Source organism: Gordonia sp. ABSL11-1 (genome assembly GCF_030315685.1).
GTDB lineage: Bacteria > Actinomycetota > Actinomycetes > Mycobacteriales > Mycobacteriaceae > Gordonia.
Genome location: NZ_JASXSI010000010.1, coordinates 37958 through 51135, shown reverse-complemented (window position 1 = coordinate 51135; position 13178 = coordinate 37958). Strand labels below are relative to the sequence as shown.

At 67.9% G+C, this 13178-nt stretch carries 17 protein-coding genes and 1 pseudogene; 11 read left to right on the top strand and 7 right to left on the bottom strand.

What is annotated here, in order from left to right; all coding sequences use genetic code 11:
* Nucleotides 1-99 precede the first annotated feature (99 nt).
* From QSJ19_RS12845 to QSJ19_RS12830, 4 genes are all read left to right on the top strand, one after another.
* Nucleotides 100-285: a hypothetical protein gene (locus QSJ19_RS12845; protein ID WP_286320915.1), complete on the top strand. Its 186-nt coding sequence runs from the start codon at nucleotides 100-102 to the stop codon at nucleotides 283-285.
* Nucleotides 286-587: 302 nt separating this feature from the next.
* Entirely contained in the window at nucleotides 588-1475 is an 888-nt protein-coding gene (gene thpD / locus QSJ19_RS12840) for an ectoine hydroxylase (protein WP_286320912.1), read from the top strand.
* Between the two features lie 137 nt (nucleotides 1476-1612).
* Nucleotides 1613-1870, top strand: a complete 258-nt coding sequence (locus tag QSJ19_RS12835; RefSeq protein ID WP_286320910.1) for a hypothetical protein — start codon at nucleotides 1613-1615, stop codon at nucleotides 1868-1870.
* Nucleotides 1815-2066 (top strand): MarR family winged helix-turn-helix transcriptional regulator, encoded by a 252-nt coding sequence (locus tag QSJ19_RS12830; RefSeq protein WP_353507142.1) that lies wholly within the window; start codon nucleotides 1815-1817, stop codon nucleotides 2064-2066. Before QSJ19_RS12835 ends, QSJ19_RS12830 begins: the two co-directional genes overlap by 56 nt.
* Nucleotides 2067-2176: 110 nt before the next feature.
* Here QSJ19_RS12830 and QSJ19_RS12825 read toward each other — a convergent pair whose 3' ends face one another.
* Nucleotides 2177-3673 (bottom strand): MFS transporter, encoded by a 1497-nt coding sequence (locus tag QSJ19_RS12825; RefSeq protein WP_286320907.1) that lies wholly within the window; start codon nucleotides 3671-3673, stop codon nucleotides 2177-2179.
* A gap of 100 nt (nucleotides 3674-3773) precedes the next feature.
* Between QSJ19_RS12825 and QSJ19_RS12820 the strand changes: the two genes are divergently transcribed.
* The 3 genes from QSJ19_RS12820 to QSJ19_RS12810 are packed head-to-tail and all read left to right on the top strand — an operon-like array spanning nucleotide 3774 to nucleotide 5601.
* Nucleotides 3774-4259, top strand: coding sequence for a MarR family winged helix-turn-helix transcriptional regulator (locus tag QSJ19_RS12820; RefSeq protein WP_286320906.1), 486 nt, complete (start codon nucleotides 3774-3776; stop codon nucleotides 4257-4259).
* Complete coding sequence (locus tag QSJ19_RS12815; RefSeq protein WP_286320904.1) at nucleotides 4256-5167, top strand: SDR family oxidoreductase; 912 nt, start codon at nucleotides 4256-4258, stop codon at nucleotides 5165-5167. Before QSJ19_RS12820 ends, QSJ19_RS12815 begins: the two co-directional genes overlap by 4 nt.
* A gap of 38 nt (nucleotides 5168-5205) precedes the next feature.
* Entirely contained in the window at nucleotides 5206-5601 is a 396-nt protein-coding gene (locus tag QSJ19_RS12810; protein ID WP_286320902.1) for a nuclear transport factor 2 family protein, read from the top strand.
* Nucleotides 5602-5714: 113 nt separating this feature from the next.
* Here the strand turns inward: QSJ19_RS12810 and QSJ19_RS12805 are convergent, their stop codons facing one another.
* A complete protein-coding gene (locus QSJ19_RS12805; RefSeq protein WP_286320900.1) occupies nucleotides 5715-6377 on the bottom strand; it encodes an O-methyltransferase in 663 nt (220 codons plus the stop codon).
* Nucleotides 6378-6633: 256 nt separating this feature from the next.
* Nucleotides 6634-6816, bottom strand: a complete 183-nt coding sequence (locus QSJ19_RS12800) for a hypothetical protein (protein WP_286320898.1) — start codon at nucleotides 6814-6816, stop codon at nucleotides 6634-6636.
* Between the two features lie 270 nt (nucleotides 6817-7086).
* On the opposite strand from QSJ19_RS12800, the gene QSJ19_RS12795 reads away from it, so the two are divergent.
* Entirely contained in the window at nucleotides 7087-7227 is a 141-nt protein-coding gene (locus QSJ19_RS12795) for a hypothetical protein (RefSeq protein ID WP_286320897.1), read from the top strand.
* Nucleotides 7228-7395: 168 nt separating this feature from the next.
* Here QSJ19_RS12795 and QSJ19_RS12790 read toward each other — a convergent pair whose 3' ends face one another.
* Together QSJ19_RS12790 and QSJ19_RS12785 are read right to left on the bottom strand one after the other, a co-directional pair.
* Nucleotides 7396-8100, bottom strand: coding sequence for a CPBP family intramembrane glutamic endopeptidase (locus QSJ19_RS12790; protein WP_286320896.1), 705 nt, complete (start codon nucleotides 8098-8100; stop codon nucleotides 7396-7398).
* A complete protein-coding gene (locus QSJ19_RS12785; protein ID WP_286320895.1) occupies nucleotides 8097-9173 on the bottom strand; it encodes an NAD(P)H-binding protein in 1077 nt (358 codons plus the stop codon). The genes QSJ19_RS12790 and QSJ19_RS12785 overlap by 4 nt, the downstream gene beginning before the upstream one ends.
* Nucleotides 9174-9326: 153 nt before the next feature.
* On the opposite strand from QSJ19_RS12785, the gene QSJ19_RS12780 reads away from it, so the two are divergent.
* The 3 genes from QSJ19_RS12780 to QSJ19_RS12770 all read left to right on the top strand — a co-directional run bounded on the left by QSJ19_RS12780 (nucleotide 9327) and on the right by QSJ19_RS12770 (nucleotide 11460).
* Nucleotides 9327-10148 carry a sulfurtransferase gene (locus QSJ19_RS12780; protein WP_286320894.1) on the top strand — a complete coding sequence of 274 codons (822 nt, stop codon included), beginning with the start codon at nucleotides 9327-9329 and terminating at the stop codon, nucleotides 10146-10148.
* Between the two features lie 185 nt (nucleotides 10149-10333).
* Nucleotides 10334-11041 (top strand): type 1 glutamine amidotransferase domain-containing protein, encoded by a 708-nt coding sequence (locus QSJ19_RS12775; RefSeq protein WP_286320892.1) that lies wholly within the window; start codon nucleotides 10334-10336, stop codon nucleotides 11039-11041.
* On the top strand, nucleotides 11041-11460 hold the full coding sequence (locus tag QSJ19_RS12770) for a PPOX class F420-dependent oxidoreductase (RefSeq protein ID WP_286320891.1): 420 nt from the start codon (nucleotides 11041-11043) through the stop codon (nucleotides 11458-11460). The genes QSJ19_RS12775 and QSJ19_RS12770 overlap by 1 nt, the downstream gene beginning before the upstream one ends.
* A gap of 13 nt (nucleotides 11461-11473) precedes the next feature.
* On the opposite strand, the pseudogene QSJ19_RS12765 reads toward QSJ19_RS12770, so the two are convergent.
* A pseudogene (locus QSJ19_RS12765) lies at nucleotides 11474-12055 on the bottom strand (SDR family oxidoreductase); the annotation flags it as partial.
* 76 nt (nucleotides 12056-12131) lie between these two features.
* Nucleotides 12132-13010, bottom strand: coding sequence for a siderophore-interacting protein (locus QSJ19_RS12760; protein ID WP_286320889.1), 879 nt, complete (start codon nucleotides 13008-13010; stop codon nucleotides 12132-12134).
* Nucleotides 13011-13178 lie beyond the last annotated feature (168 nt).

Below are 13178 nucleotides of genomic sequence, written 5' to 3'. Positions count from 1 at the left end.
GGCTCGACGGGACCGGGTGCGAACTGGCCCGGGTGCGGCCAGAGCGAGCGCTGGCGGTGTGCTTGGCCACGGCCGGTCGACCCGCGGACGCCCGACAGCATGCCGGCAACGTACCTCGCCGTCTGTTCGCGGGTCGGTATGGTCCGCTACCCGGCCGACGGTGGCTCCGTATTCCGTTCACTCGTCACCGACATCCGCTCGGAGAGTTCCGGTGCGGCACCGGGGTCGTCGGTGCTCGGCGTGCCCGTCGAGTTCCTCGACCGCGCGGTGGCCTCACCTCGGTGAGAGTGCCCGACCGGGGGCCTGCGGACAGCCGCCAGGTGAGCTCCGTGGTGCAGCGGCGAGAATCCGTGGGACCGATCCGACCGCTGTGCGATGCCAACCAGCCGGTTTGCCTCAGAACGTCATCGATGACAGCCTCGGATGGGCGCCTCTTGTAGGCGCATGACAACTCCACAGCGCACCTGACAAGCGTGTCCTGCGTCGAGAGATCCCTTGCGGGTTTGAGGGTTTGGACCGTTCTTCGGCAGGGAAACTTCCGACGTAGGACATTCGACGCCGACTGAGGGAAAGGATCAACGCAGATCGTGGTAACTCAAACAGCAACCCGTTCCGTCGATGTGTACCGCACAAGGCTCGCGGAGCACAGTCAGATCGAGCCGCGCCCGCATCCCGTCGTCTGGGGCAGCATGAACAACCCGGGACCCCTGTCGAGCCCGGAACTCCGACGCTACGACGAACGTGGTTATCACACAACGTCATCTGTTCTCGACGACCGCGACATCGCGCGGTGCCTCGACGACGTGAACGCGATCACGGATCGTCTCGGGGAGGACGATCGGGTGATCCGCGAGTCGACCAGCGGTGACGTCCGGTCGTTGTTCGCCGTTCATCAGTTGAGTGACGTCGTCGCCGAGATCTGTTCTCGCGAGGACGTCATCGGTGTCGCACGGCAGATCCTCGACGACGATGTCTACATCCACCAGAGTCGGGTCAACCTGAAACCGGGCTTCGCCGGTGGGCCGTTCTACTGGCACTCCGATTTCGAGACCTGGCACGCCGAGGACGGCATGCCGTCGCCGCGGGCGCTGAGCGTGTCGATCGCCTTGACCCCCAACCATTCCTACAACGGATCGCTGATGATCATCCCCGGATCGCACAAGCTATTCGTCAGTTGTGTCGGAGAGACGCCAGACGGCTATCACGAGGAGTCGTTGGTGTCGTATCGGCCGCCGTACGGGACGCCCGCGGAAAGTGACGTCACCGAACTCGCCGACGAGTTCGGGATCGACACCATCACCGGCCCGACCGGTTCCGCGCTCTACTTCGACTCGAATTGCATGCACGCGTCGTCGGGAAACATCACCCCGTACCCGCGCAGCAACCTGTTCGTCGTGTTCAATGCGAAGTCGAATGCGCTGCACGATCCGTTCGGCGCGGCGTATCCGCGTCCGGACCACCTCGCGCACCGCTGACGACGGTGATCTGCTGACATCGGAGGGACGGCCGAGCCCGTCCCCTCCAAGCGGCCGTGCAGGAGGGGCGACCATCCTGAACTGGGCCAATGGTGGATTCATCTGCATCCGCCGGCGGCGGTGATGGATCGGGACTCATGGACCGTCGAGGAGACCAGAGCGGCGACGGCGCGATCGGCGCGACCGCCGGCGCGCTGTACGCCCTGATGTCGGACTTCGTCCGGCAGATCCCTCGCGACATCAGCATGACTGCGGTGTCCACCCTGGCGATGCTGCGGAGTCACGGCCCACAGCGGGTCACTGCGCTCGCCGGCGCGCAAGGGGCCGGCGCAACCGTCGATGACGGCGATGATCACCAGCCTGGAGAGGGCCGGACTGGTGAACCGCCGGCATGATCCAGGCGATCGGCGCGCGACGCTCGTCGAACTGACCGAGGCCGGCGACGCCTACGTCGTCGACCGCAAGCGTCGCAACATCGAACGCATCGCCGACTACGTCGGCGGGCTGCGGCCGGACGACATGTCGGCGCTGGAGGCCGCGCTACCCGCGTTGCATAGGCTGGACTCGCTTGCCCGACATCATGTTTCGTGAGTGGGCTCGATACGCACGCTCGTTCCTCGCGGGCTACTCGACCAGCGGTCGATGAGCCTGCCGGCCGCGGGTCTCGATACGCTCGACCAGCGGCCGACAGGTCCGGCAGATCAGGCCTGCGCCGCCGGGACAGCTGCGTCGGTCCCGGTCTCGGCCTTCGCCGCGGCCCGCTTGCGGGCGGCGGGGATCGACATCGTGATCGCGACGCCCACGAACGCGGCGATCGCGCCGATGAGGAAGCACCACTGGAACGCCGAGTGGCTGGGCACCTCGACCGGCCCGTAGCTCACCGTCGAACTGGTGAGCACCAGGGCCATCACGGCGGAGGCGCTGGTGGTGCCGATCGACCGCATGAGGCCGTTGAGACCCACGGCCGCGCCGGCCTCCTGCATCGGCACCGAACTCATGATCAGCGTCGGCATCGCTGCGTACCCGATGCCGACGCCGGCCGAGCAGATCACCGAGGCGACCGCGAGCTGCCACGGCGCATCCATCAGGAGGAATGCGCCCAAGTAGCCGAGGCCCAGGACGGCGGCGCCGATGGCCATCGTGAACTTGGCGCCGATCTTGTTGATCAGCGTGCCGGAGACGGGTGCGAACACCAGCATCATCAGACCTCCGGGCGCCATCCAGAGGCCCGCGGCGAGCAGCGTCTGCCCGAGACCGCCCATCGCCTTCGGGATCTCGAGCAGCTGCGGCATGACGACGGCCTGTGCCATCATGCCGAAACCGATCGCGATGGCCGCGACGTTGGTCAAGAGCACGGCGGGCCGGGCGGTGGTCCGCAGGTCGACCAGCGGATCCGAGTGGCGGAGCTCGAAGACGCCCCAGATTCCCAGCAGCGCGAGACCGCCGAGGAGCAGTCCGATCGTCGTACCGGATCCCCATCCCCAGTCGTTGCCCTTGGAGACGGCGATCAGCACGCCGGACAGACCGAGGGCGAGGCCGATGGCGCCGACGACGTCGAAGTGTCCGCCGTTGCTGTCGTCGACATGGGGCACGAGGAAGGCCACGAGCAGCGTCACCACGACCGCGAGGCCGGCGGCCACCCAGAACAGCGCACGCCAGTCGAAGGACTGGGCGACCCAGGCCGACAGCGGCAAGCCGATCGCGCCGCCGACACCCAGCGTCGCGCTCATGGCGGCGACGGCCATGGAGGTCAGCTTGGGCGGGGTCACCTCGCGCATGAGGCTGATGCCGACGGGTATGAAGCCCATCGCCAGACCCTGCACGGCACGACCCACGATCATCGGAATCAGCGAACCGCCGAGGGCGCAGATCAGCGAGCCGACGACGAGCAGAGCGGCGCTGCCCAGCATGATCCGTTGCTTGCCGAACATGTCGCCCAGTCGCCCGGCAATCGGCATGGCCACCGCGGCGGCCAGCAGCGTCGAGGTGATGACCCACGATGCGTTGGAGATCGAGGTGTTCAGCAGTCGCGGCAGTTCCGGCTGGATCGGGATGACCAGGGTCTGCATGAGCGACGCCACGAGGCCGCCGAAGCAGAGCACCGCGACCACGGCGACCGCCGCTCCGCTGTGTTCCCCGTCGGTCAGTTCCTCGGCGACCGGCGTATGTGCCTGATCGTCGGGCTGGTGGTTGCTCATGTGACGTCTCCTCATTGTCGATGTGTAGCGTACATATGTACGATGCACATGCCAACTCGTGAGTAGATTGTCCGATATCGGCAAGGGAGGACCTGTGGGGATGTCGTACGCCGGGGATGCTTCGTTCTGGCCGTCGCCTGTCTACGGCGACCTGGCCGAGGAACTACTGCGCTTCAGCCGCCGCAAGACCAACGTCATCGACGGCGCCGTGCTCGAGTTGTCGGCGTTCACGATTCTGTGGACACTCGCCGACGGCCACCCGCGCACCTTGCGCACTCTGAGCGAGGAACTCGAACTCGATCAGTCAACGGTGAATCGTCAGGTCAACGCGGCCATCAAGCACGGCTACCTCGAACGGTTCGAGGTAGCCGGCCAGGTCAGTCGACTCATCCGGCCGACGCCGGCGGGTGTCGAGGCGTTCGCGCACGACGGCCGGCTGCGGGCTGAGCGACTCATCCAGGTCTTCTCCGACCTCGCGCCGGGTACGCCGGAGTCGCTGCTGCATGAGATGCGCGCGTTCAACGACGCGTATGAGCGGACGACGGCGCGGCCGGACGACCGGGCGAAAAGACCGCAGGCGCTGTGATCGAGGATGCGAGTGTCGAGACGGGCGGCACCGAGAATCCCGACGCTGCGCGGACGTACGTGGTGACCGGCGCGGCGTCGGGCATCGGCGCCGCGACGGTGGAACGGCTGCGCGCGGCCGGTCACACGGTCATCGGTGTGGATCTGCGCGACGTCGACGTCGTCGCAGACCTGTCCACGTCCGACGGTCGGCGTCTCGCTGCGGACGCCGTGCTCGAGCGGTGCGGTGGACGGCTCGACGGCGCGGTCATGGCGGCCGGGCTCGGGCCTCACCGGGGTCGTGAGCAGATGATCGCCGAGGTCAACGTCCTCGGTGTCACCGAGCTGCTGGCGATGTGGCGGCCGGCGCTGGCCGCATCGGATGCTGCGAAAGTCGTTGTCTTCGGCTCGAATTCGACCACTACGACACCGTTCGTCCCACGGCTGGCCGTCCGGCGGCTTGTCGACGGTGACGTCGGACGGGCGGTCCGCCAGATCCGTCGTCGCGGCGCGCTCGCGGGGCCGGTGGCGTACGCGGCCTCGAAGATCGCTGTCACGCGATGGAGTCGTCGTACCGCGGTGTCCGACGACTGGGCGGGCGTGGGTATCCGGCTCAACGTGATCACGCCGGGGCCGGTGATGACTCCGCTCCTCCAATCACAGCTCGACAGCAACACCGGCGAACAGATCCGGTCGTTCCCACTGCCGATTCGCGAGTTCGGTACCTCGGAGCACATCGCCGATTGGGTGATGATGATGCTGTCGTCGTCGGCGGACTTCCTGGTCGGGAGCGTCATCGTCGTCGACGGTGGCACCGACGCGCTGATCCGGACCGACGACTGGCCGCGGGCACTTCCGCTGCGTGCGGTGCCGCGATTCCTCTGGACCATGTACCGCGCGCCCCGTGCGGGTCGGGTCGCGCAATACTGAGCGCGGACATCGTTCGAACTGCAGAGAAGGGGATCGGCATGACGGGTTTTCGTGAGGCCATCGACGCGCGTGACATGGATGCGGTCGAGGCGCTGCTCGCCGACGGCGTGGTGTTTCGCAGTCCGGTCGCGTTCAAGCCCTACGAGGGCAAAGCGATCACCGCCGCGATCCTGCGTGCCGTCGTCGAGGTCTTCGAGGATTTCCACTACGTGCGCGAGATCGGTGCGTCCGGCGATGTCGACCATGCGCTCGTCTTCGAGGCGAAGGTCGACGGTCTCGCCGTCACCGGCTGCGACTTCCTCCGCTTCGACGAGGACGGCAAGATCGTCGACTTCATGGTGATGGTCCGTCCCCTGCGCGCCGCAGAGGCGTTGGCCCGCGCGATGGGCGCACGGTTCGAGGAGATCGCGAAGGTGGCGGCCCAGAACAGCTGACCGCGTCCCCTCTCGCGCCGCGCCCACTCGCCGACTGTGCCCTGGAATGTGCCGAGTGGGTCCAGCGAGGGCGCGATGGGCGACATTCTGGACACGGTCGGCGTATCCCGGGATCACACTCGGCAGGACAACTCCATGGTGTCGGAGTCCTTGCCCGGGAAATTGATACTCGTGTATCCGTTCTCCGGTGATCGGACATGACCGAGATACGGTGCGGTGTCAGGTGCTTCGGTGTTGTCGGCGACGATCAGTGATCCGACCGGGATTCGCGGCTCGATGACCTGCAGGACCGGGAGGTACATCTCCTTCCATCCATCCATCAGGACGAATCCGATGTCACCGGGAACGGTGGTGAGCGTCACGAGGGCGTCACCATCGAGGATGGTGATCACGTCGTCGAGACCGACCTCGACAAAGGTCTCGGCGGCGGCCGCGATCTTCTTGGTGCTCAGCTCCGTGGTGTATACGCGGCCGAACCCGTTGTCGCGCACCGCAGCTGCGAGGTGCAGCGTGGAGATCCCGTAGGACATACCGAATTCGACGACGACGGCAGGTCGCGTCGCGCGGATCAGCGAGTACATCAGCCTCCCCGCCGTGGGGCTGATCGGGAGATAACGGTCCTCGGCGGCGTCGGCCCGTTCGGCCGCGCTGCCGAGCGGCTCGTCGCCCGTGCGGTCGCGTCGTGGGCGCGGCTGATTCGCACGTTGTGCGTCCGCGGCGTCGTAGAGGGCGGAGATCTTTGCGGCGACGGGGCCACTGTCGAGGGTGGTGGTCATACGACCACGCTAACCATCGGGCTGATGATGCACTGTGTGTTCCCTGTGGCCGCGTGCCGCCCCCGCCTCGCGCCGACCGTGCCCGGAGAATCGCCGAGTGGGTCCGGTCTGGGCACGATCGGCGAAATTCAGGACACGGTCGGCGAGCTCGAGTCCGAATCCCGCCACCCGTCCAGCACCCGATGTACCTCCTCGGCGCCGCGCAGTGGTTCGGGAGGGTCCGGGGAGGTCTGTCGGGACGGCAGGACCGGGATCGTCAGCCCTCGTGGATCACCCGGCCGCCGACAACGGTCGCGCGGATCTCCGCGGCCGACGCGTCGTCGGCGAGTTCGGGTGGCGTCCACCGGGTGATCGTGAGGTCGGCGACGGCTCCGATCCCGAGGCCGCGCGGCCGGCCGGTCGGCGGCTCCCCAGAACGGCCGCAGTGCGATCGCGGCATCGTCGCCGAAATCGATCTGCATGGGCCGGGATCGCCCTCCGCCGGTGAAGCTCACCCAGATCCGACCGGCCGGATGGGGCACCTGATCGGGGGAGAGGCCGAGTCGTTCGAGAGCGCGCGGGTCGACCTTTGACGACGTGTGCACCCGCCCGCTGCAGCACCGTGGTGGTCGGTCGGCGACGATGGCGTCGGGTAGGTGTGCCGACGCGATGCCGAGCATCTGCGCGCTCGACGACAGCGGGTGCGGAGGAACGACGGACGAAGTGGGCGATGTCACGCCATGCGTCGCCGGTACCTGCGTCCTCGATCAGCGCGGGCACCGATGCCACGTCGTCGGGTCGGCTCAGCGAGATGGCGCGCCAGCCGTCGGTGGCGGGAAGCAGCCGGGTCATCCCACCCGCGGCGACCTGACCGTCGCGGCGTAGTCCACGCAGCGCCGCCCGCCAGGCGATGACGCCCGCGGCGTCGAGGCTCACCGGCGTGCCGGTCAGCCCGGCAGCGTGCCGGTCGATGGCCCGATGACCGGCAGCGACAGCCAGTGCGCGCGGAGCCACCCGTCGACGACCGTTGCCGGTGTGGTCACGCGAAGATCGGTGGCAGTGCGAACAGGACGACGACGCCCCAGACGACGTGGGTACAGATCGGCGCGAGTACGCCGTCGGTACTGCGACGCAGGATCGCGCACACCCAGCCCAGGATGATCGCGGCGAAGCCGAGCATGACGTTGCCGCTCGCCAGGGTTGCCAACGTGTACAGCACCGTCGAGATGACGACGGGGTGCAGCCGCTGGAACGCGGAGTAGACCGCGCCGCGGAAGAAGACCTCCTCGGCGACACCGTTGCCGAGGGTGATCACGGTGACCGCGACGAGACTTCCCGCGTCGCGGAAGGCGAGTACATCGGTGACCAGGCCGGCGAGCGCGGGGATCTCTCTGGTGATGAACGCGCCGACGACGAACGCCACTCCGACGAGAACACCGACGATGATTCCCAGTGCCGCGGTTCCCGCGGTCGACGGGGTCCCGCGAAAAGCGAACCGCCCCACATGGACCGGGCCGGAGAGGAGCCCGCCGACCAGCCAGGTCGCGGCCAGGGCCACAGTCAGCGGATAGAACGAGCTGTCGCCGGGTTCGGCGGTGAGGGAGAAACCCAGGATCACCGCCCCGATGACGAGAAAGACGCCGACGACGGCGCGCCGCCGCATCAGCCCGCTGTCGTGATCGCGGCGGGTGTCCGGTGCGCAGGTGAAGACTCGTCGGACGAGTACGTCGATGTTGTCGGTCATCCTGTCAGCAGGGATACCACGCCTCGGGCCCGTCGTGCAGCGGAGCCGATCACGGAATCGACGTGACGTCGGACTCGCATCAGGTCGCCGCCGGCCCAGGTCGGGTCCGTCTCGGCGAGATGGTGGGCATCGGCGAGCTCGCACACCGGTCGTGGTGCGGGCGTGCGCACAGCCGCCGTCACGGCCACCCGCATCGGGGTCAGCCCGCCGTCGGGCTCGGGTACCAGGTCGCGGATCGACTGCTCCGAAGCGTTCATCGGCTTGTTCAGCGACGTCACCAGATCGGCGGTCAGCGACGTCGGCACCGGCACGATCCGGCCGGCGACCTGCCCGGTCAGGCGGGTGCTGAGGTAGGGCAGCGGAAGCCGGATCCGTGGCTGCTTGATCGCGCGTAAGTACTCGGTGAGGACTGAGTGGTAGCGCGCGCCGACGTCGGGTCCGGAGATGTCGTAGGCGCCTGCCGGGATCTTCTCGTCGACGACCGCGGTGAGATAGTGCAGAACGTCACGGATCGAGATCGGGTCCATCGGATTGTCGGTCCAGCTGGGCTCGGGGATGACCGCGAGCCGGTCGGCGACATACCGGATGATCTCGAACGACGTCGAGCCCGCGCCGAGGATGACCGCCGCCCGCAGCCACACCAGCTCGGGTCCGTCGGGCAGGTCGAGCGCGTCCGCGACGTCGGCGCGGCTGCGCAGGTGCGGGGACAGATCGTCGCGGTCACCCGTGGGCACGAATCCGCCCAGGTAGACGATGCGGGCGACGTCGGCATCGCGAGCGCCGAGAGCCACGTTCTGTGCGGCCTTGATGTCGCCGCCGTCGAAGTCGGACTGACCGATCCCGTGCACCAGGTAGTACAGCGCGTCGATGTCTCCCGACTTCAGCAGCGCGTGCCGCGTCGACACAGGGTCGTCGGCATCCATCTCGATCGCGGTGACGTCGTCGTACCAGCTGAAGCGTCGCAGCGACCCGGCGTCGCGGCTGCTCACCACGACGTCGTGTCCCTCGCGCAGCAGGGCGCAAACCAGCCGTGAACCGACATAGCCGGACGCGCCGGTGACGAACAGCCTCATCAGAACCCCCCTGACACAGGACGAAATGATCGCCTCATACCCCGACGGTACGGGCGGCAAACGCCGTCGGCAGGACGGCGACGGCTCGCGCAACGAGATCGGGACGTCGATCACGGGCGGATAACGGGGCTCGTCGGATGACATGATCGGGCCATGCTGATCACCGTGGATGCACTCTCCGAGGCGATGCTGTCCGACAATCCGCCCGTCATCCTCGATGTCCGATGGCAACTCGGCGACGATCGTGGCCATGATCACTACCGCGAGGGTCACGTCCCCGGCGCGGTGTTCGTCGACCTCGATCGTGAACTTGCCGCCGCGCCGTCGCCGGAACGCGGTCGCCATCCGCTGCCGGACATCACTGATCTACAGGCGGCGGCGCGGAGGTGGGGGATCGACGATCGCTCGCCCGTCGTGGTCTACGACGACATCGGCAATCTCGCGTCCGCGCGTGCATGGTGGCTGCTGCGATGGGGTGGGCACGCGGACGTGCAACTGCTCGACGGCGGGCTCGGTGCCTGGCGGGACGCCGGACTGCGCCTGTCGTCCGGCGACACCACACCCCGGACAGGGTCGGTCACGCTGCGCCCCGGACACCTTCCCGTCGCCGAGATCGACGACGTGGCGACGACGTCCGCCCGGGTCGTCGACGCGCGTGCGGCCGAACGCTATCGCGGCGAGGTCGAACCCGTCGACCCGCGCCCCGGCCACATCCCGGGGGCGATCAGCGTGCCGACCGCGGGCAACGTCGGCGCCGACGGTCGATTCCTCTCTGCCGACGACATCCGGAAGCGGTTCGCGGACAACGGGATCTCCGCCGACGACGAGGTCGTCGCCTACTGCGGTTCGGGTGTCAACGCGACCCACGAGATCGCGGCGCTGGAGATCGCAGGCATCCGCGCGGCACTGTTCCCGGGCTCGTGGTCGCAGTGGTCGTCGGATCCGGATCGCCCCGCCGCGACCGGGCCGGAGTGAGGGCCCGTCGTCCGCCGGTTGAGTAGCGACGTGCCTGTGTCGCGTGGGCGGGTCATCTCTCGCTGGTTGAGTAGCGTCGTGCGAGCTTGCGAGCCCGCCGCGTATCGAAACCACCCCCGACCACACCGCGAAACCTGAGTACCGTGGCCATCGGGACGACTTTCGACGACCGAAGGAGGTTGGACATGGCACGAACAGTGCTGTTCGTCATGACCGGATCGAATCAGTGGACCCTCAAGGACGGGACCAAGCATCCGACCGGCTTCTGGGCCGAGGAAGCGGTCGCGCCGTTCGAGATCTTCCGTGACGCGGGCTTGGACGTGACTGTCGCCACCCCTGGTGGAGTACGTCCTCCCGTCGACGAGGGGAGTCTCTCAGCCGAGAACGCGGGATCCGCGCAGGCCGCTGTGCACTTTCGTGACGTCATCGAGAACGCACCGGAGTTCCAGAACCCGATCGCGCTGTCGGCGGTGAATCTCGCCGATTTCGACGCGGTGTTCGTGCCCGGCGGCCACGGGCCGATGGAGGATCTCGCCGTCGATGCCGACGCCGGGACGATCCTCACCTCGGCGAAGCAGGCCGACCTACCGGTGGGCATCGTGTGTCACGGCCCGGCGATCCTGCTGTCGGCGGTCGACTCCAACGGGCAGAGCCTGTTCGCGGGCAAAACGGTGACGGCGTTCACGAATGTCGAAGAGCAGCAAGCCGGTCTCGCGGACCAGGCACCCTGGCTGTTGCAGGACCGCCTCACCGACGCCGGCCTGAAGGTGCTCGCCGACGAGCCGTGGGCACCGCACATCGAGACCGACGGATCGCTGTTCACCGGACAGAACCCGGCGTCGTCGGCGCCACTGGCGACCGCCCTCGTCGAACGACTCGGAAAGGCGAACTGATGTCACGCCCACCGCTGCCCCACACGGCAAAAGAGCTGCTGGCCAAGCCGAATCCGTCGGTGATGGCAACACTTCGCAAGGACGGTGCGCCAGTGACCGCCGCCACGTGGTACATCCTCGATGGCGACCACATCCTGGTGAACCTGGACAATCAGCGCGCCCGCCTCGGCCACCTCCGACGCGATCCGCGGGTGACGCTGACCGTGCTCGCCGACAACTGGTACACCCATGTGACAGTGATCGGTCGGGTCGTCGAGCTTCGTGATGACGTCGACCTCGCAGACATCGACCGGATCTCGCGCCATTACACGGGCAACGACTACCCGGTACGCGACAACCCGCGCACGACTGCGGTCATCGAGGTCGAACGCTGGTATGGCTGGGGCGAACTCAAGGACAACGACCAACCGTCGGGCTGAGCGTCGCCGTCGGTCACCGGTCTTCCTCGGCACCCCAGCTGTCAGGCTGGGTGCCGTCGAGGTCGGTGCATCCGTAGGCACGGGCGAGGTCGGCCGAGCTGACCGATCGTTGATTCCACTGTGCGCGGTCGGGGTCGCCGGCCAGTGCAGCGATCGCGACCACGTATCGGGGTGACTCAGACTCGGCGAAACCCGCAGGGGTGGTGGGAAAGCCGGTGACTGTGCCGTCGAGGGCATCCCGCCAGTTGTCCTCGGAGACGCCGAAGCCGGCGAGCATCATCTCCGACCGCGGCCGCCCCGGCGTGACCGACACCGCAGTCGACCCGTGCGCGGCGAGCTCGTGTCCCTGGGAGAAGGCGAGCCGATTGACCGCGACCTTCGCGAGGTCGTAGTACGCCGAGATCCGGTAGTTCTCGGCGTTGAATTGTGCGGTGCCGTCGGTCATCTCGACGAGGAGACCGCCCGGCCTGCCCACCATCAGGCCGAGTAAGTGGTGCGAGGTGATCAGGTGGGTGTCGATCGCCAGTCGCAGGATACGCAGCCCGGTGTCCAGGTCGTGCTCCCAGATGGGCGTATTCCAGTTCGGCGGAGGGCCGGTCCGGATCCGGCGTCTCGCCCATCGGATCAGTGTCGCAGGTGAGACGCTCCCCTGTCAGGCGCTCGGGCGGTCGCTACGGTCCCGCGCGTTCGAGAGCGTCGTCGAACTCCTCGGCGGCGGCCTTCTCGCCTTTGCCCGCGGCCAGGGCACGCTGATAGACGGCGAGCAGGTCGTCGCCGTGTGCCGCGTACCGTCGCGCCCATCGTTCGCCTTCGGCGCGCCAGTAGCCGATGATGTCGTACTGGTCGCGGTGCCAGCCTCGTACATTGCGGAGGTGTTTGCGGACCGCGCGCGACTGTGCCGCTTCGCCCGCGAACCAGCAGTAGCCGCGTCCGGCCGGCACGTCGAGGCCGGCGACGGCATCGCCGAGAACGCTGGGGGACAACCCGTTTCCGCTGCCGACCAGTGGGATCACGCGGGTGTCGCCGGAGAACCCGACGTACTCGAGGTCGTCCTGCTCGGCGACCTCGACGACGGCGGTGACCGATTCCGGCCGTGGGTGCGTGCCGAGAATCCGGGCCAGTGCGGGCAACCCGCTGAGGTCGGCGACCAGGAGGTGCCAGTCGGCGGCCGGGTCGGGTCGATACCAGCCGCGCGCGTAGGCCATCGTGACCTGGTCGCCGGGGCGGGCGGCCTGCGCCCACTCGGTCGCCGGGCCACTGTCATGGACGACGAAGTCCACGGACATCGTGCCCGCCACGTGGTCGACCTCCCGGACGGTGAGGGTGCGCCCAACGGGAGCGGGCTCGACCCCGTGGAACGCCCACACCCCGTCGACCTGCGTCATCGCCGGAGGCGCGGACCGTCCCGGCGCGGGAAAGTAGATACCGACGACCTCATCGGGCAGATCCGGCAGTTCGAGTCGTCGGAGGTCGGGAACCTCGAACCGGACCCGCCGCAATCGCGGACCGACATCCGTGGCGGCCGTCACCTGTGCGAAAGAGAAGCTCATGACGACACCAGGCTACGTGGGTGGTCGGCCGGGGTGGGCGCGTGCGGAACGGCGTCCGCATGAAGGTCACCGGAGAGCGGAGGAAAGTGGATAATCCACTTTCCTCCGCTCTGACGTGACCATCATGCGGAGTCTCGGTCGGTGACGCATGACATAGGACGCGTGAGG